The sequence below is a fragment of the Pseudomonadota bacterium genome (assembly GCA_041395565.1).
Taxonomy (GTDB): domain Bacteria; phylum Pseudomonadota; class Gammaproteobacteria; order UBA9214; family UBA9214; genus UBA9214.
The window spans coordinates 362642-378358 of record JAWLAI010000004.1 but is presented as its reverse complement, the minus strand read 5'-3'; the positions used below and the strand labels follow the sequence as shown (position 1 = coordinate 378358).

16 protein-coding genes are annotated in these 15717 nt (G+C 63.8%); 11 read left to right on the top strand and 5 right to left on the bottom strand.

The features are described 5' to 3' along the window. The first annotated feature begins 6 nt into the window (after nucleotides 1–6). The 5 genes from R3F42_07720 to R3F42_07700 all read left to right on the top strand — a co-directional run bounded on the left by R3F42_07720 (nucleotide 7) and on the right by R3F42_07700 (nucleotide 2943). Nucleotides 7–717, top strand: a complete 711-nt coding sequence (locus R3F42_07720) for a hypothetical protein (GenBank protein ID MEZ5541916.1) — start codon at nucleotides 7–9, stop codon at nucleotides 715–717. A gap of 226 nt (nucleotides 718–943) precedes the next feature. Beyond that, on the top strand, nucleotides 944–1486 hold the full coding sequence (locus R3F42_07715) for a septation protein A (protein ID MEZ5541915.1): 543 nt from the start codon (nucleotides 944–946) through the stop codon (nucleotides 1484–1486). Then, nucleotides 1486–1785, top strand: coding sequence for a YciI family protein (locus tag R3F42_07710; protein ID MEZ5541914.1), 300 nt, complete (start codon nucleotides 1486–1488; stop codon nucleotides 1783–1785). Before R3F42_07715 ends, R3F42_07710 begins: the two co-directional genes overlap by 1 nt. Beyond that, on the top strand, nucleotides 1785–2081 hold the full coding sequence (locus R3F42_07705) for a BolA family protein (GenBank protein ID MEZ5541913.1): 297 nt from the start codon (nucleotides 1785–1787) through the stop codon (nucleotides 2079–2081). The genes R3F42_07710 and R3F42_07705 overlap by 1 nt, the downstream gene beginning before the upstream one ends. A gap of 13 nt (nucleotides 2082–2094) precedes the next feature. Next, nucleotides 2095–2943 carry a peptidylprolyl isomerase gene (locus tag R3F42_07700; protein MEZ5541912.1) on the top strand — a complete coding sequence of 283 codons (849 nt, stop codon included), beginning with the start codon at nucleotides 2095–2097 and terminating at the stop codon, nucleotides 2941–2943. A 95-nt stretch (nucleotides 2944–3038) separates the two neighbouring features. Here the strand turns inward: R3F42_07700 and R3F42_07695 are convergent, their stop codons facing one another. The 3 genes from R3F42_07695 to R3F42_07685 form a co-directional block, all read right to left on the bottom strand. Further along, on the bottom strand, nucleotides 3039–4496 hold the full coding sequence (locus tag R3F42_07695) for a hypothetical protein (GenBank protein MEZ5541911.1): 1458 nt from the start codon (nucleotides 4494–4496) through the stop codon (nucleotides 3039–3041). A 284-nt stretch (nucleotides 4497–4780) separates the two neighbouring features. Then, complete coding sequence (locus R3F42_07690) at nucleotides 4781–7093, bottom strand: bifunctional diguanylate cyclase/phosphodiesterase (GenBank protein ID MEZ5541910.1); 2313 nt, start codon at nucleotides 7091–7093, stop codon at nucleotides 4781–4783. A gap of 76 nt (nucleotides 7094–7169) precedes the next feature. After that, on the bottom strand, nucleotides 7170–7334 hold the full coding sequence (locus R3F42_07685; GenBank protein ID MEZ5541909.1) for a hypothetical protein: 165 nt from the start codon (nucleotides 7332–7334) through the stop codon (nucleotides 7170–7172). Between the two features lie 150 nt (nucleotides 7335–7484). Between R3F42_07685 and R3F42_07680 the strand changes: the two genes are divergently transcribed. The 3 genes from R3F42_07680 (at nucleotide 7485) to R3F42_07670 (ending at nucleotide 11821) form a co-directional block, all read left to right on the top strand. Further along, complete coding sequence (locus R3F42_07680; GenBank protein ID MEZ5541908.1) at nucleotides 7485–7934, top strand: hypothetical protein; 450 nt, start codon at nucleotides 7485–7487, stop codon at nucleotides 7932–7934. Nucleotides 7935–8055: 121 nt separating this feature from the next. Next, nucleotides 8056–9756 carry a monovalent cation:proton antiporter-2 (CPA2) family protein gene (locus R3F42_07675; GenBank protein MEZ5541907.1) on the top strand — a complete coding sequence of 567 codons (1701 nt, stop codon included), beginning with the start codon at nucleotides 8056–8058 and terminating at the stop codon, nucleotides 9754–9756. 436 nt (nucleotides 9757–10192) lie between these two features. Continuing rightward, the gene (locus R3F42_07670; protein ID MEZ5541906.1) at nucleotides 10193–11821 is read left to right on the top strand and encodes a right-handed parallel beta-helix repeat-containing protein; all 1629 of its coding nucleotides are present in this window, start codon (nucleotides 10193–10195) and stop codon (nucleotides 11819–11821) included. Nucleotides 11822–12018: 197 nt separating this feature from the next. Here R3F42_07670 and R3F42_07665 read toward each other — a convergent pair whose 3' ends face one another. Both R3F42_07665 and R3F42_07660 read right to left on the bottom strand, forming a co-directional pair. After that, complete coding sequence (locus R3F42_07665) at nucleotides 12019–12462, bottom strand: bacteriohemerythrin (protein MEZ5541905.1); 444 nt, start codon at nucleotides 12460–12462, stop codon at nucleotides 12019–12021. Between the two features lie 220 nt (nucleotides 12463–12682). Beyond that, nucleotides 12683–13495 carry a hypothetical protein gene (locus R3F42_07660; GenBank protein MEZ5541904.1) on the bottom strand — a complete coding sequence of 271 codons (813 nt, stop codon included), beginning with the start codon at nucleotides 13493–13495 and terminating at the stop codon, nucleotides 12683–12685. Between the two features lie 128 nt (nucleotides 13496–13623). On the opposite strand from R3F42_07660, the gene pgsA reads away from it, so the two are divergent. From pgsA to R3F42_07645, 3 genes are all read left to right on the top strand, one after another. Next, a complete protein-coding gene (gene pgsA, locus R3F42_07655; protein ID MEZ5541903.1) occupies nucleotides 13624–14196 on the top strand; it encodes a CDP-diacylglycerol--glycerol-3-phosphate 3-phosphatidyltransferase in 573 nt (190 codons plus the stop codon). A gap of 184 nt (nucleotides 14197–14380) precedes the next feature. Then, nucleotides 14381–14932: a hypothetical protein gene (locus R3F42_07650; GenBank protein ID MEZ5541902.1), complete on the top strand. Its 552-nt coding sequence runs from the start codon at nucleotides 14381–14383 to the stop codon at nucleotides 14930–14932. A 147-nt stretch (nucleotides 14933–15079) separates the two neighbouring features. Continuing rightward, nucleotides 15080–15688 carry a hypothetical protein gene (locus tag R3F42_07645; GenBank protein ID MEZ5541901.1) on the top strand — a complete coding sequence of 203 codons (609 nt, stop codon included), beginning with the start codon at nucleotides 15080–15082 and terminating at the stop codon, nucleotides 15686–15688. Nucleotides 15689–15717 lie beyond the last annotated feature (29 nt).

Here is a 15717-nt window from a genome sequence, read left to right as displayed (position 1 = left end):
ACCGGCATGCAGCTACCCGACGGAAAACTCACGACGATACAGGCCCGGCTGTCGCCGCTGCTCGCCAGCCGCGTTGCGACGCCCACGGCGTCGCAGCCGGAACTCCCACAGGCATTCGACCGGCTGCTCGAGGTCATGACCCGTCTGGAAACGGATGCCGGTCGCACGGATGTGCCGGGCGCCGATGTCACCGAGATCGGCGAGTACGCCCTGCGCCTGTGCGCGGCGCTGGCGGCCGAGCTGGAACGGACGCGGGCAGGCGAAGTGCGCACGCAGATGGCGGAACTGGTGGCGAATGTGGCAGTGTGGATCGCGCGGCACGGCGGCCTCATCGACAGCCTGGAACCGGTCGTCGACGCGCTGGCCCTGCTGGCGAACGCACAGCGCGAGCCGGCGGCGCTGGCAGCGCTGAGCGCGATGATCGGCCGGATCGTCGCGGCGGTGTCGCCGCGCTACAGTCAGGACCTGGAAAAGACCAACCCGGGTCGGCCCTGGCGCGTGCTGCTGATCAATCACAGCATCGTCGCCACGCGCAGTCATGATATCGACCTGATGGAGGCGGCGTTCGCCTTGCTCACGCGTCACCTGCCGGAGGATGCCGGGCGTTTCTTCAGCGAGGGTATGCAGCAGATGGCGGCGCTGGATTATCCCGAGCCCGTGCGCCGGTTGATGGCGAGATATCACCGGCAGTGGACCCAGGACCGCTCGCTGCACTAGGCCGCGCGCACGACGCCCCGCCGCGCCGCTGCGGCACCGGCTGCCGCGCACAACCGGGCTGCGGACAAAAATACCAGAAATACCATAACCTTACGACTAGAGCACGGATTCGGCTGCGGATCCTGCCGCAACCTGCAGCAGTTCAATCCAGCACCCAAACAGTCTATGATCTGAACCCTTGCCGCCGATAGCAGACTAATCCCCGAGCCCCAGCCACGGATACGTTATGAAGTTCCTGTTCGACCTGTTCCCGCTCATCCTGTTTTTCGGGGCGTTCAAGCTGTATGACATCTATGTCGCCACCGCCGTCGCCATCGGCGCCGCCTTCGTGCAGACCGGGCTGTTCTGGCTGAAGCACCGTCGTTTCGAGAAGATGCACCTGATCACGCTGGGCATCCTGGTCGTGTTCGGCGGCCTTACCCTGGCGCTGCGCGATCCCGTCTTCATCAAGTGGAAACCGACCGTGGTGAACTGGCTGTTCGCACTCGCCTTTCTCGGGGCGCGGCTGTTCAGCAAGGCCACCCTGATCGAACGCATGATGGGTCATGCCATTACGGCACCGGGCCCGGTATGGAACCGCCTCAACTGGGCCTGGATCCTGTTTTTCGCGGCGACCGGCATCCTCAACCTGTATGTCGCCTTCAATTTCAGCGAGGAGATCTGGGTCGATTTCAAGGTGTTCGGCATCATGGGTCTGACGCTCGTGTTCGTTTTCGGCCAGGCCTTCTACCTCAGCCGCTACATGGAAACCGCGGAGGGCGGCAAGTAATGCTGTACGCCATCATCAGCCAGGACCGCGAGCACAGTCTGGATGCCCGCCTGCGGGCGCGCCCCGCCCATCTGCAGCGGCTCGAAGCGCTGCGCCAGGCCGGCCGTCTGGTACTGGCCGGGCCCCACCCCGCCATCGACAGCGAAGATCCGGGTTCGGCCGGATACTCCGGCAGCCTGGTGGTCGCGGAGTTCGACTCCCTGGATGCCGCACGCACGTGGGCAGACACCGACCCCTACCAGGCCGCCGGCGTCTACGCCCAAGTCACCGTGAAACCGTTCCGCAAGGTACTGCCCTGATGCCGGACGCCACCAGCCGCACCGTCGCACTGCGCGAGCGCCTCGCGCAGCAGCTGCATCCGGTCAGACTCGAGATAATCGATGAAAGTGCAAAACATGCCGGCCACGCCGGCGCCGCCAGTGGCGGCGGACACTTCATCGTGCGCATTACCGCCGCGGCATTCCGGGACAAATCGCTGATCCAGCGCCACCGGCTGGTCTACGATGCCCTCGGTGATATGATGCAGCGGGACATCCATGCCCTCAGCATCGACGCAAGAAGCCCGGAAGAAGACTCATCCACCCAAAACACCTGAAAGGATCTCCACCATGAATCATCGTCTTTACGCGCTGTTCCTCGCCCCCCTGCTGTTCGCAACCGGCTGCGACCGGATGCAGACGGCGCTGCCTACCACACCGCAGTCTGCCGCCGGCAGCACCGCGGCCACACTCAGCGGCGAAGTGATTGCCACCGTCAACGGCAGCGCCATCACCCAGGAGGTGTACGATGTCTACAGCAATCAGCGCGCCGCGAAGACCCACGACACGGAAGCCGATCGCGAAACCATCCTGAACGAGCTCGTGGCCCTGGAACTGATGCGCCAGGAAGCCGTGTCCAAAGGGCTGACCAAACAGCCGCTGATCGCCGCGACCCTCAATCAGCTGGAACGCAGCACCATGGCCGGCGCGGCGATCAAGGATTTCATGGACAACAATTCGGTGAGCGACGAGGATGCGAAACAGTTCTATGACAAGCAGGTCGGTGTGCCCGGCAAGGAGTTCAAGGCCCGCCACATCCTGGTGAAGACCGAGGACGAGGCGAAGGAGATCATTGCCGAGCTCGATAAAGGCAAGGATTTCTCCGAGCTGGCCAAGGAAAAGTCCACCGGCCCATCCGGCCCCTCAGGGGGTGAACTGGGGTGGTTCGGCGCCAGCCAGATGGTCAAGCCGTTCGCGGATGCCGCCGCCGCTATGGAGAAAGGCACCTACAGCAAGACACCGGTACAGACCGAGTTCGGTTGGCACGTTATCATGCTGGACGATACCCGCGACAGCACCCCGCCGCCGTTCGATGATGTCAAGGACCGGCTCAAGCTCCTGCTTGCCAACCAGAACCTGCAGCAGCACATCAATACGCTGCGGGAATCCGCCAAGGTCGAACTGAAAGCGGAGAAATAGCGCTCGCGGCCATGCCGCTGCTGGCGTTCCTGCGCCCGGCCGGATCCCGGTCGGGCGCAGTCGTTTGTGGACTGCGGTGCAGTCAGGGCCGAGCGCTAGCGCTTGGCGGCCGCTGCCGCCGGCACATCCGCGGCTGCCGCCGCAACCCGGTGCGCCGGCACCCACAGCACCATGCGCAGCTCGTCCGGCAGTGTGACACTGATCCCCAGCGAGACGTTGCGCGTCGGATTGATCCGCTCCCACAGCACCCCGTTTTCCTCCACCTGTCCCGGCAGCGGCGGCAGCCGCAGGCGGGAGAATACGGTCTGCAACCGGTCCAGCAGATTGCCCTGGGTACCGATCAGGAACGAGAAGCGCATGTAGTCGCCATTGTGCAGCCAGTTGGGGGTGTCAGCTTCCTGGTGGCATTCGGTAACCTGTAGATGTACCTGCTCCCGTTGCGTCGCGCTCGCGCAGACGCCGTTGAGGATGGCCGCAGCGAGCTGCAGACACTCGCGCTCGCTGCAGGCCGCGCGGTCCGGCACCACGCGCAGCGTCTGGGTCCCGGCCAGTGCGGCGACCAGCTCCTGCATATCCTGCGCCAGCACGCCGAGGGTTCTGGGCAGCGATACCAGGGTGTCGCACAACAGTGCCAGGCTGCCGTCGAACTGCACCAGGCCGGTCTCCACGGGTACCATGGCGCGCGTGGCGGACGCCCCGGGTCCCGGTTCCGGCAAATCCGTCAGCGTCAGATGGCCGGGCAGCTGCACGGGTACGCGGATCTTGTCCAGGAAGGTCTTCCAAAAGCGCGTCACGGTCTGGCGCGTGGACCGTGTCCGGTTGCCGAGCGTGCCCAGCGCATCGGCGATCCCGACGACCGCCAGCGCCAACGCGGAATCGGGATAGACCGAGCTGACCGCCTGGCGCGAGCGCAGCGCCATGGCGACGTAGCGATCCGCTGCCAGGCTGCTCAGCAGCGGAATCTCCACGCCCAGGTGATGACGCACCTGCGTGTTGAGACGCTCGCGCACCTCCGCTGCCTGCTGTTCGTCCCGCACCTGGTTCACCACCAGGCGCAGTTCGCCATCGAAACCGTTGAGACGCAGGATCCTGATCAGGGCGAACGCCTCGGCCTGGGACTGCAAGTCGGGGGTAACCATCACCACCACCACGCCCGCGGCCAGGCAGCAAGCCAGGACGGTCGCAGGTGCCATGGCGGAGGTGTCGACCAGCAGGTCGTCGTAGCCGTCATGAGTATCCATGTCGTGGATACAGGATTTGAGCCGCTCGGCATCCGCTGCCGCCCATGCCGTCAATGGCAGGCGGCAGCTCAGGAAGTCCACGCCCTGGTAGCCGCTGCGCAGAACATCGCCGGCCGGCTGGTCGGTGACGCGCCGCTGCGGTATGACGTGATGATGCAGGTCGAGCTGCTCGTCCAGCATGCGCGCAGCCTGGATATCCTGGAATACACCGGTTTGGTGGCCGCGCCGCACCAGCTCGAGTGCGAGATTGAGCGCCAGCTGGGTCTTGCCCGCCTGCGCTGTACCACTGGTTATTGTGATTATTCTGGTCATGTCCCGATTCCGCGGCCTGCACGGGGCGCGGCACCTAGCCTGTCTGCCCGGACGGCATGGTCTTCCGCCAGCCCGGATCGTGTTACTTTGCCTGCTGATCTAGCCGCGGGCGTCGTCATGCCCTGCCCGCAGCGCGCCGGTCGGCGCCTGCCCGTGCCCGCGCGCACGGGTCCACCCTGTCATACCCGGCCTGCCCGTCCGGCGGCGGCTGTGCACCGCAGCCCGGGACCAGGCCAGAATCAGCACCGAAAATTCTCTCAAATCAACAACCTTACAAGGCCCTGCTACCAGGCCCGGTGCCGGCTTTCCAGCCACTGCAGCACCTCCTTCAGCGTCATGGGCCTGCCCGTATAATACCCCTGATAGTAGTCGCACCCCATACCCTGCAGGCGTTCGTATACGGCACGCGTTTCCACGCCCTCCGCAGTCACCGTGAGGCCGAGGTTGTGCGCCAGATCGATAGTGGCCCGGACGATGGAGGCGTTTTCCTCGTCGGAATCCATCTCGGCCACGAATGACTTGTCCACCTTGAGCGTATGTACCGGCAGGCGCTTGAGGTAGACCAGCGAGGAATGGCCGGTACCGAAATCGTCGATCGACAGCCGCAGTCCGAGCGCCGCCAGCTGGCGCAGCGTCTCGATGACCTGCTCCGGATCGAGCATCACGCCGGTCTCGGTGATCTCGAGCAGCAGGGCATCGGGCGCCACGTGGTGACGCTGCAGGGCATCGCGGATGCGCGTGATCAGGTTGAAATCGTGCAGATTGTGCATGGACAGGTTGATGCCCGTGCGCAGGTCGTGATTGTCCTCCCGCAGCAGGGCCAGCTCGCGGCAGGCCGTTTCGATGACCCATTCCGAAAGCTGCCGGATCAGCCCGCTCTGCTCGGCCACACGAATGAAGGTGTCCGGCAGCAGGATGTTGCCGTCGGGCTTGCGCCAGCGCAGCAGTGCCTCGAGATAGCTGATGCGGCCGGTCGCGAACTCGATGACCGGCTGGTAGACCAGGAACAGGTCGTTGCGGCTGATGTCATGGTTCAGCACGCCATCCAGCGTCATGCGCGCGACATCGACATCCTCGGTGGTCGAGGGATCGTACACCGCACAGCCCTGTTTGAGGGCCTTGGCCGTATACATGGCGTAGTCCGCATTGCGCAGCAGGGTATCCACATCCGTGCCATGCTGAGGCGTCAGCGCGATGCCGATGGTCACGGCGGCGAAGATCTTGTGCTCCCTGACCTCGAAATGATGCTTCATCGATTTGATGATCTTGTGCGCGACCTGCACGGCCTGATCCGCGTCGGTTCCCGGCAGCACGATGACGAACTCGTCACCGCCCAGCCGCGCCAGGGTATCCGATTCGCGCAGTACGTCCGCGATGCGTCCGACCACGTCCTTGAGCAGGATGTCGCCGATATGGTGGCCAAGCATGTCGTTGACGTATTTGAAGCGCACCATGTCGATCAGCAGGACGGCGGCCACACCGGGGTTACGGCGGTGTTCCGCGATCACCTGCATCAGGCGGTCCTCCAGCAGGGCGCGGTTGTAGGTACCGGTGAGCGGGTCGCGTATGGCCAGGTCGTGCAGCGTCTCGTAGAGTTCGCCGAGGGCATGGAAGGTCGTGGGGCCGGTCATGCCCGGAACGGCCGCCGCATGTTCGCCGTCGACGCTGCGCGCCCACTCTTCGCGCACGCGTTGGCGCAGGTTGTGCAACGGCCGGAACACAGAATAGTTCACCAGCAGCAGTGCCAGCAGCACGGTCGTCAGCAATACCAGCACGACCGTGATCAGGAGACCGCGGTTGGTGCGTTCGATCTGCAGCACCAGCGCATCCGCATTGCGCGCCGCCACGATCTCGAGCGCCGGCCTGGAGTTGTCGGTCGTCAGCGTGTAGGCGGACTGGACGAAATTGGCGGAGACGTCCTCCGACCAGCCGCTCGCGGCATACTGGACCGTGCCGTCGATACGGCTGATGCGCACCGGCATCTTGAGATGCGCATCGAGCTGTTCCAGCGCCGGCAGCGGGTCGGCGACGACCTGCAGATAGCCGCGCGGCACCAGCCCGCCGACCGGTGCAATCGCCGCCTGGTAGGGGATGTCATCCTGCAGGCAGAGCTCGTGCAGCGGTTTGAGACGGCGCGCGCCCTCGCGGATGCGCGCCTTGGTGATCAGGTCGGGGCAGATGATGGCATCGTCCGACAGGCTGCTGTCGCTGCGCATGGCTACTGCCAGCAGGTTGAAATCGGCATCGTAGACATAGATACCGACGGCGTTGACCAAGTTGGATGTCACCGGCGCCCGGTAATACTGCGCCTCCAGCACGGCGGCCAGCGTGCTGTCCGCGCGCGCATCGAAGGCCGCCCGAAAGTCTGCATCCGACTGGATGCTCAACCCCATGCGCCGCATCTGTTCGGCATTGTCGGCCAGCAGGGTGTTGGCTTCGGCCGCGATCAGCTGGGTCATGTACTGGCGCTGGAAGTTGAATGCCAGCTCGCGGTAGGTGCGCGCGTTCATGATCACGGTCACCACGCTGATCAGCCCGAGCAGGACGATCGCGACGACCAGACCGTTCAGCAGATTGATCTTCAGCGGTTTGCGCATGCAGGCCCGGCCCGGTTCATGAATTGCCTTACTATAGCCTGAATCGACCCGGCGCGCCCTTAAACAAGTTTATGATTTAGCGGAAAATCTGCAAAAACATGCGGCCGGCGCCGCCGGTCTGCCGCGCCATCCCGGCCGCCCCGGCGGGCAGGCATCGAGCGGCCGGTATTTGCGTCTTGTCATTTTTCCCGTTGCACGGTGCCCGGGTTAATGCGCCGGTTCCAGCCGCATGCAGCGACATGCGCGGCATCCGTACCGGTCGGGATGCCACGGTCCACGCCCGCGGGAGGTGGATGCACGGATGGCTAACGGGTTATGCTTGGGTTACGCAAGATGCGATCCCGCCAACACCAACTGCCTCTGCGGGGGGGCGCAATGAAGGATTCAGATCATGATCACCTACGATGAGCTGCATAGCGAAAACCACACCATCACTGAACTCTCCAACGTCCTGCTCTACCTGTTCAAGGAACGTTCGATGTGCGACACGGCAGCCTGCTGCGAACTGTTCCACCGCTATACCGACAAGGTCAAGGAGCATATCGACTTGGTCGACCAGAATCTCTACAGCAAACTGCTGACGCACGACGACCACGAGATCCAGAAGATGGCACGGAATTTCATGTCCGGGTCGCAGGAGATCAAGCGCATCATGGCCGCCTACATGAAGGACTGGTGCCCCAGGAAGAAGAGCGATACGCTGGCCGTCGGCGACTACGAGCTCTTCCTCAAGGAATCCGGGGAGCTGTTCGAGCTCATACTCGAGCGCATCCAGAACGAGACGGAAAAACTCTATCCCCTGGTGCGCGAACTCAGCGGCGACATGAAAAAGGCGGGTTGAACCTGCACCAGTGCGACGCAAGGGTACCCCAGGGGGTACCCTTTTTCGTCATGCCCCGGGAAGCGTATCCGAGGGCGCCTGCAAACAGCAGGGATACTGACCGCCTATCCCTGCCAGACCGATGAATCCGGCCTACCTCACCGACATCATCATCATGCTGACCGCGGCCGTGATCGCGGTACCGCTGGCACGCATCGCCGGCCTGGGTACCGTGCCCGGCTTTCTCGTCGCCGGGATGGTGGTGGGACCTTCGGCATTCGGCCTGATCCACAATCGTGCCGAAATCGGCCATCTCGCCGAACTCGGTGTCGTATTGCTGCTGTTCGTCATCGGCATCGAACTCAGGCCGGCACGTTTGTGGCAGATGCGTCGCATGGTGTTCGGTCTCGGGACCCTGCAGGTCGTGGTCACCGGTACCCTGCTGGCCGCCGTGGCGCACTTGCTGTTCGAACTCGACCTGCGTGCGGCCATCCTGATCGGTCCGGCCCTGGCGCTCTCCTCGACCGCATTCGTCCTGCAGCTGCTGACCGAGCAGAAGCAGCTGGAGCGCGACTACGGGCGCACCTCACTGGCCATCCTGCTGTTCCAGGATCTTGCCGTGGTGCCCCTGCTCGCCCTCGCCTCGCTGCTGGCGCTGCCGGATCTGGCCATCGAAGCGGATATCGGGCTGGCCCTGCTCGAGGCGCTGGCGCTCCTGGCGCTGATCATACTCGGCGGTCGCTATTTCCTGCAGCCCGTGCTGCAGCGCCTGGCACGCTACGGTTCTCCCGAGGTCTTCACCGCCTCGGCCGTACTGCTGGTGCTCGGCATCGCGGTGCTCATGACGAAGATCGGACTGTCCATGGCCATGGGCGCGTTCGTGGCGGGTCTGCTGATCGCCGACTCGGAATTCCGTCACCAGGTCATGGCCGAGATCCAGCCATTCCGGGGGCTGCTGCTTGGCCTGTTCTTCATGTCGATCGGTATGTCGCTCGAACTTGAGCGGGTGTTCGCCCGGCCACTGCTTTCCCTGGGTCTGGTTGCATTGCTCATGCTGGCAAAGACCTTGCTGCTCTGGCCGCTGGCACGTCTGTTCGGGCTCGGGACCCGGACGTCACTGGCGATCGCCCTGGTACTCGGGCAAAGCGGCGAATTCGCCCTCGTGCTGTTCGCGGTCGCACATGATGCGGCGCTGCTGGAGCCGGCCCTGTACCAGCAGCTGCTGGTCGCGGTCGTGCTCAGCATGCTCGCGACGCCCCCGCTGGCGGGCTGGGCGTTCCGCCTGGCTGCCGCACAGGCAGCCGGCCGCAGCGCGCTGCCGGACGGCACGGTGACTGCCGCCCCGATCGTCATCGTCGGCTTCGGCCGGGTCGGCCGCCGCGTCGGCGAGATCCTGGACATGCGCGGGGTGACCTACGCAGCGATCGACCTCAATGCCGATGTCGTCCGCCGCGAGCGCGACGCCGGGCGGTCCGTCTACTACGGCGATGCGCGTGCGCCCCAGGTGCTGAAAAGTCTCGGCGTCGGTGAGGCACGGCTGGTCATCGTCTCGGTCGACGACTTCCGGCTCACCGAGCAACTGGTCGGCTCCCTCCACGGCACCTTCCCCCACCTCGATATCCTGGCCCGCGGACATGACCAGGAACGCTGCCGGCAGCTGCTGGCGCGCGGGGCGCGCGTCGCCGTGTCCGAAAATCTGGAGGCAAGCATCGCGCTGGCCCAGGCTGCCCTGCAGCAATCAGGCGGCGATGCCGGGGAGAATGCCGCTACCGTGGCAAGGTATCGCGACGCCTATTACGACGGTACCCGCGATGCAGCGTTGCGGCGCGATCCACGCGCCTGAGCTCCCGCGGCCGTGCGGCGGCATGGCAGCGGCCGGCAACCGCGCCGGGGCTGCCCTGTTGCCATCTGGATACAACGGAAGTCATTCATATTCCGCAAGTTAGCTCCAGGCACCGCACCAGTGTCGCCCTTGAGTGACGCCGCAGACACGGCCCAGCAACGCCCACCGCCACCAAGCAACTGATAACAATCGAATTTCACCCCGGCAGCGGGGTATGGCGCAATTCTTGCGATGGCCTCGGTGGGCGCCATGCGTGGCAACCCAGTGAGACACCTGACGCGGGGCACCGACCCCGCTGACTGCGCTGTGTGATTCCCATAATCGGTCACGGAAAGTCGGGGTTACGCAACGCATACTGGAATGCGGTTGAGCCATCACCGCGCATCCCGGCTGGCGCCGGCTGAACGCCGGTTGTCCGCTGACTCGAGAGGTAAGCGTGACGATTAACAGATTCTTCCCCGGCATGGCGGTACTGCTGCTGGCGCTGCTGCGTTGCGCGGCGGCCCATGCCTACGACATGCCGATCGGCATTCCGGCGCCCGATTTCGGTAGCGCACTCGGCAATCCCATCAACGCGCCGTTGCCGGCGCATCCCGCCGCCTGGCCGACCGGCGAGGCGCCCGGCTACTACTACATCGACAACACCGCCGCCAATGCCACCGACAGTGCCAATCCGTACGGCTACCCGAACCGACCGCGGCTGACCATACCACTTTCGCTGCCGGCCGGCAGCGTGGCCGAGGTCCGAGGGGGGCCCTACCGCTTCGCCCGTGATGCCAACTTCACGCTGAACGGCAATGTCACCCGGCCGGTGTATCTCTACGGCGTCAACCACCCGGTTCTGCAGGACCCCGTGAAGACCCTGATACACGGCGCGTATTTCGTATTCGACGGCTTCACGCTGCGCAACACCCGCATCCAGACCGTGGACCTGAAATACGCCGTGATCAGGAATTCCGAGGTGGCAGGCAATGCCGCGACCACGAACGGAATCCAGGTCAGCGGTAGCAATATCGCGCTCTACGACAACGCCATCCATCATCACCAGGGTGATGACATGCACGGAATTGTGCTTACCGAGGGCAGTCATCACGTGTGGATCCTCGGCAACCGCCTCAGCTACAACGGCGGCGACGGTATCCAGTTCTGCCATGACTGCGCCACCAGCCCGCCGACGCACGTCTATATCGGCGGCAACACGATCCATGGCAACCGCGAGAACGGGATCGACCTGAAATACTGCAGCAGCGTGATCCTCTCCCAGAACGAGGTGTACAACCACTGGCCGACGAGCCCGGGCGTCAAATTCTGCTATGACGACGGCTCCGGCTGCACGACGGGCTCCAGCGGTTCGGATGGCGTGTCGATCTTGGCCGGCAGCAACGGCAGACCCGACCATGTATGGATCCTGTTCAATCACGTCCATGACTCGAACAAGGGGATACGGGTCGAGGAAGCCTATAACAGCTTCGTGCTGGGCAATGTCATACACGACGTCGCCGCGATGGGTCTGGAGTTCGGCCGCACGGGCGAAGGACCCGCCATTGCCGCCTTCAACACCATCCACAATACCGCAACGGGCATCAAGGGTCCCTGGGAGGCCGGCGACCTGAAGATCACCATGGAAGCCAACATACTCTCGCATATCAGCGGAGATTCGATCGATATCGACGATGCCCCCGCGGCCCAGTCGAGCGCCTCGAACAATCTGTTCTATAACGACGGCGGGGCGATCTCCGTGCGCTGGAACTCGCACATCACGACGGCGTCGGGTGCGGATATCGACGCAATAGCGGGCGGCAGCGGCAACCTCATCGGCGATCCGATGTTCAGAAATCCGGCTGCGGCGGATTTCCACGTGCTGCCAGGTGGCGCCGGCATCGACCAGGCGCCTGCGGTGCTCGCCGATTTGAATACACGCTTCAGATCACGCTTCGGCGGCAACGTCAGCATCCTGCGCGACTTCTCCAACACGCCGCGCCCGCTCGCAGGCCTCGATATCGGCGCCTACGAGAATCACGGCGTCACGGGTGAATCGCCGCCGGCCCCGCCGCTGCTCTTCTGACGCCCGGGCGGGAACGCGCAGGTGCGAGCCTGCCCTGGATGGAAAGCGGGGACGAGACCTACTCGGCTTTCGGTCTCGCCCCCTTAAGCTGTCGGACGCCCGCATGTCAGCGTCCCCGGGATGAATCAACGGTGTGGAATTGAAAGCGTGTGCGTACTGCGGGCCGCGGCGGCGGCCCTGCCGGACGGGATAGCGGTTCAGCCAAACAGGCGTTTGAAGAAACCGGCCTTCTGGTGCGAGCCCGGCTCCATGGCGATGCGTACGATTTCGGCGTAGTCGGCATCGTCGCGCTTGATGTGGTTGATCAGCCAGGTACGCAGCGTGGTCAGCAACTGGCGCCCGATATCCTCACCCAGCTCGAAGCGCTGCTGGTATTCTGACACCTTGCGGGTGAACATGCCGTGCACCTTCTTGTGCGCTGACAGGAATACATACCCGGCCTGCTCCATCAGCTCTTCCTCGAAGGCGAAATGGGATAACGTGTAATCCACCAGCTGTTCCACGACCTGGCCGACCTGTTTGCGGTCACCGAGCTCGATCGCCGCATGTAGCTCGTTGATGTACTCGACGATGCGGCGATGCTGGTTGTCGATCACCGGAATCTTGGTATCCAGTTCGTGATCCCATGTCAGATATGCCATTATCCTGTCCTCACGCTGTCCGGTTGTCGCGCCTGCGCGCATGAACTCCATGTGTCATGTACAGTCCTGATTGGACCTTGCAGGAGGTATGTCGGTAGCCCGGCCTATTTCTTTATATAAATGGGTAAAGTATTTCACGACTCGGTATGGCCGCGCCGGCGCGCCGCACCGATGCCGGCGGCAACCCTGCCATCGACGGGATGCGGCGGTTACGGCCGGTTCAGACCGCCAGCGGCAGCGGCCGTGACGGATCGCCGGGATCGTGATGCCCCAGCGCCGTAACGAGATATTCCAAGATAGCCTCAGGCACCGGGTCGTTCGCACCCTGCAATCCGCGGTTGCCGAACAGACGGTTGAATTCCAGTACGTAAGGATGACCATCGACCATGGCGATATCAAAACCCGCGTGGTTGATGCCGAGCGTACCGGCCACATGCTCGACCAGTACCCGGGCCGCCTCGGGCACCGGACTGCGGTCGACGATGCCGCCGCGCGCGAGGTTGTTGTGAAACCCCTGCGTACCCTGCAGGCGCCAGTAGCAGCCGACGATGCGCGAACCGACGTAGACGATACGGAGGTCGCGGTCGATGGGCAGGAATTCCTGGGCATAGATGACCGGTGTCAGCGCCAGATAGTGCTGCCAGTCGGCGCGGTCGCGAACCAGGAACACGCCCTCGCCCTGGCTGCTGCGCGGTAGCTTGGCCACGAACGGAAACGGCAACCGTTCCAGCACCCGGGCGATGCCGGCCGGGTCGTTGGCCTCGATCAGCGTTTCCGGTACATGCGCGGGTGCGACCATCTGGAAGGCGCGGGTCATCTCGACCTTGTCATGCCCCAGCAGGTAGGTGGCATGACTGGGAAAGATGCGCTTGCGCAGTCCGTAGACCAGGGCGTTGACCTGCCAGTAGGGCGGAAACAGCAAGCAGTCGGCCGCGCGGACCTCCGGCAGGTGTTCGAGCAGACGTTCGGGTTTGATAAAGGTGGTGCGGGGCAGTTTCAGTGTGCGCAGGGCATCGAAGGAAACCAGTTGCATACACGACGACGGTAGCCGGAGACGGGCGGATTCTATGCGAGTCCCGGTGATCTCGCCAACGGGGCCGGACGTCATGCCAACACCCGCCTGAACGCAGTACACTGTCCGGACCGGCCGGAGGACCGCCCATGACCTGCTGGATCCCCAATCTGCTCACCCTGTCGCGCCTGGTGCTGCTGGTCCCGCTGCTGTGGCTGCTCGACGCCGGCACCGCGCCGTTCTGGTCCTTCGGTCTGTTCCTGGCCGCAAGCCTTACCGACGCATTGGACGGCTATGCCGCACGGCGCCTGGGCTGCGCCGGCAACCTCGGCACCTTCCTCGACCCGCTGGCCGACAAGGTCTTCGCCAATGTGCTGCTGGTCTGGCTGTCCTGCCATCACCCGGACTGGATACCGCTGTGGGCGGTATTGCTGCTGCTCGCGCGCGAATTCGCCGTCCAGGGCTTCCGCAGCATGGCGCCCTGCCTGGGCGTGGTGATCAGCACCGGGCAGCTGAACAAGTGGAAGCTGGTGTTTCAGCTGATCGCGGTGGGTACAACCCTGGTCGGGCTGGGCTGGCCAGACGCCGTGGGCATACTGCGGCCGCCGACCTGGCTCGCACTCGCGCTGGCGCTGGTCACCGGGCTGTGGTCGATGCTGACGCTGTTCCTCGACAACCACGACCTGTGGCGGCGGGCGGCGGTGGAGATGGAAAGGCGGTGATTGCGCGGTGCTTCGGTAAGAGGTGGCGGCAAAAGTTTATTCAAAACCAGTGCGACAGGCGGCGCAGGAAAGGCGCAGAAATTCCCTCCGTCCCCTAGTCTCCCAGCACCTGCTGCCGTTACAACAGCACCGGCACTGCCTTGCCCTTGCCGGGATCCGCCCGTATGACCAGCGAGGAACCCAGATGGTGGAAGTACAGGAAAGCGTCAAAATCACCCTGGCCCTGCTGATCCTGCTCGCGCGCATCGGCGACATCGGCTCGACCTGGCTGGCCTCGCCCCGGCTCGAGCTGGAATCCAACACCCTCATCCGCCGCCTGCACTGGCCCTTCGCCCTGCTGACGATCGGCGTGTTCATCATCCCCTGGTGGGACGTCGGCGCCGGCATCGTCATCATGGTGGCCTCCTGGCTGGTGGCCGCTTCCAACAGCAGCAAGCTCTGGCTGATCCGCGCCATGGGCGAGTCCGAGTACCGCATGCTGCTGTCGCGCATGGCGGCCGGCGCCCGCCCGCTGCCCAGCGTGATCTTCAGCCTGATGCCGGCTGGGTTCATGTGCGCGCTCGGCGCCACCGTGATGTACCTGTACCCGGACGAGACCACCGACTACGGCTACCACGTGGGACTTGGCATCGTCGGGTACGCCCTGGTGGTCGCCATCTACGGGCCGCTGACCTTCCTGCGTTATCGGCAGCTCGGACTGGCGGAACGCAGACAGCATGGCGTGCAGGCACAATGAGTGTCATCCCGGAGACATTTCGCAGTATCAGCCCTTGGCACCCGTATCATACGAAGGTACTAATCCGCTAGTTTGCTTGATGAAGTATTATTGTTTCTGATAATAATCGAACCGGCCGGAACTGACGGCTCTGCCTGATCGGACTCCATGATGACAGCTCGCCTCTTCCTTGCCCTGTACGGCTGTTTGTTGACCGTTGCTGTGGCAAATGGCGCGACTGTGTATACGTACACCGGCAATACCTACGATACGATAGCCGGTTCTGTATATGATAGTACCATGCGGGTTGCGGGATCTTTGCAATTGGCAGAGGCACTGGTTCCCGATCTTGTCGCGACTGCGGTAACGCCAACCCACTTCACATTCAGCGACGGGGTAACGGTCTTCACGGAAAGCAATACGGATTCAATCCTGTTTACCTTCTGGACAGATTCATCGGGCGCAATTGCCGAATGGAATATCGACCTGCGGATCGCCTTCCCCAGCCCGGCCGCCATCGGCGATATTGCAGCACGCCTGGTAAGTACACATGATGTATTCATCCAACCGGATGGCGGAAGTTTCGGTATTTGTACAAGGGTTGCAAATGGAATGTGCGTAGCTACCGGGGATTTCAACGCGGCGTTGAGTTCATCCACGCTCAATCCTCCGGGGACCTGGCGCGTCTCCGCGGCGCCGCTGCCGGCAGCGGTATATCTTTTTGGCACGGGTCTGTGCATCCTGTGCGGTATAGCCAAGCGCAGGACGGCAGTCTAGATACCCGTTTCAGAAATCCGCGCGGCCGC

What these genes read in the sequence shown, in the direction of transcription:
- R3F42_07700 (MEZ5541912.1), top strand. Translation starts at nt 2,095, where the DNA reads ATGAATCATCGTCTTTACGCGCTGTTCCTCGCCCCCCTGCTGTTCGCA.
- R3F42_07715 (MEZ5541915.1), top strand. Translation starts at nt 944, where the DNA reads ATGAAGTTCCTGTTCGACCTGTTCCCGCTCATCCTGTTTTTCGGGGCG.
- R3F42_07660 (MEZ5541904.1), bottom strand. Translation starts at nt 13,495, where the DNA reads ATGCAACTGGTTTCCTTCGATGCCCTGCGCACACTGAAACTGCCCCGC.
- R3F42_07665 (MEZ5541905.1), bottom strand. Translation starts at nt 12,462, where the DNA reads ATGGCATATCTGACATGGGATCACGAACTGGATACCAAGATTCCGGTG.
- R3F42_07690 (MEZ5541910.1), bottom strand. Translation starts at nt 7,093, where the DNA reads ATGCGCAAACCGCTGAAGATCAATCTGCTGAACGGTCTGGTCGTCGCG.
- R3F42_07680 (MEZ5541908.1), top strand. Translation starts at nt 7,485, where the DNA reads ATGATCACCTACGATGAGCTGCATAGCGAAAACCACACCATCACTGAA.
- R3F42_07705 (MEZ5541913.1), top strand. Translation starts at nt 1,785, where the DNA reads ATGCCGGACGCCACCAGCCGCACCGTCGCACTGCGCGAGCGCCTCGCG.
- R3F42_07720 (MEZ5541916.1), top strand. Translation starts at nt 7, where the DNA reads ATGCAGCTACCCGACGGAAAACTCACGACGATACAGGCCCGGCTGTCG.
- R3F42_07675 (MEZ5541907.1), top strand. Translation starts at nt 8,056, where the DNA reads ATGAATCCGGCCTACCTCACCGACATCATCATCATGCTGACCGCGGCC.
- R3F42_07650 (MEZ5541902.1), top strand. Translation starts at nt 14,381, where the DNA reads ATGGTGGAAGTACAGGAAAGCGTCAAAATCACCCTGGCCCTGCTGATC.
- R3F42_07695 (MEZ5541911.1), bottom strand. Translation starts at nt 4,496, where the DNA reads ATGACCAGAATAATCACAATAACCAGTGGTACAGCGCAGGCGGGCAAG.
- R3F42_07645 (MEZ5541901.1), top strand. Translation starts at nt 15,080, where the DNA reads ATGATGACAGCTCGCCTCTTCCTTGCCCTGTACGGCTGTTTGTTGACC.
- R3F42_07685 (MEZ5541909.1), bottom strand. Translation starts at nt 7,334, where the DNA reads ATGTCGCTGCATGCGGCTGGAACCGGCGCATTAACCCGGGCACCGTGC.
- pgsA (MEZ5541903.1), top strand. Translation starts at nt 13,624, where the DNA reads ATGACCTGCTGGATCCCCAATCTGCTCACCCTGTCGCGCCTGGTGCTG.
- R3F42_07710 (MEZ5541914.1), top strand. Translation starts at nt 1,486, where the DNA reads ATGCTGTACGCCATCATCAGCCAGGACCGCGAGCACAGTCTGGATGCC.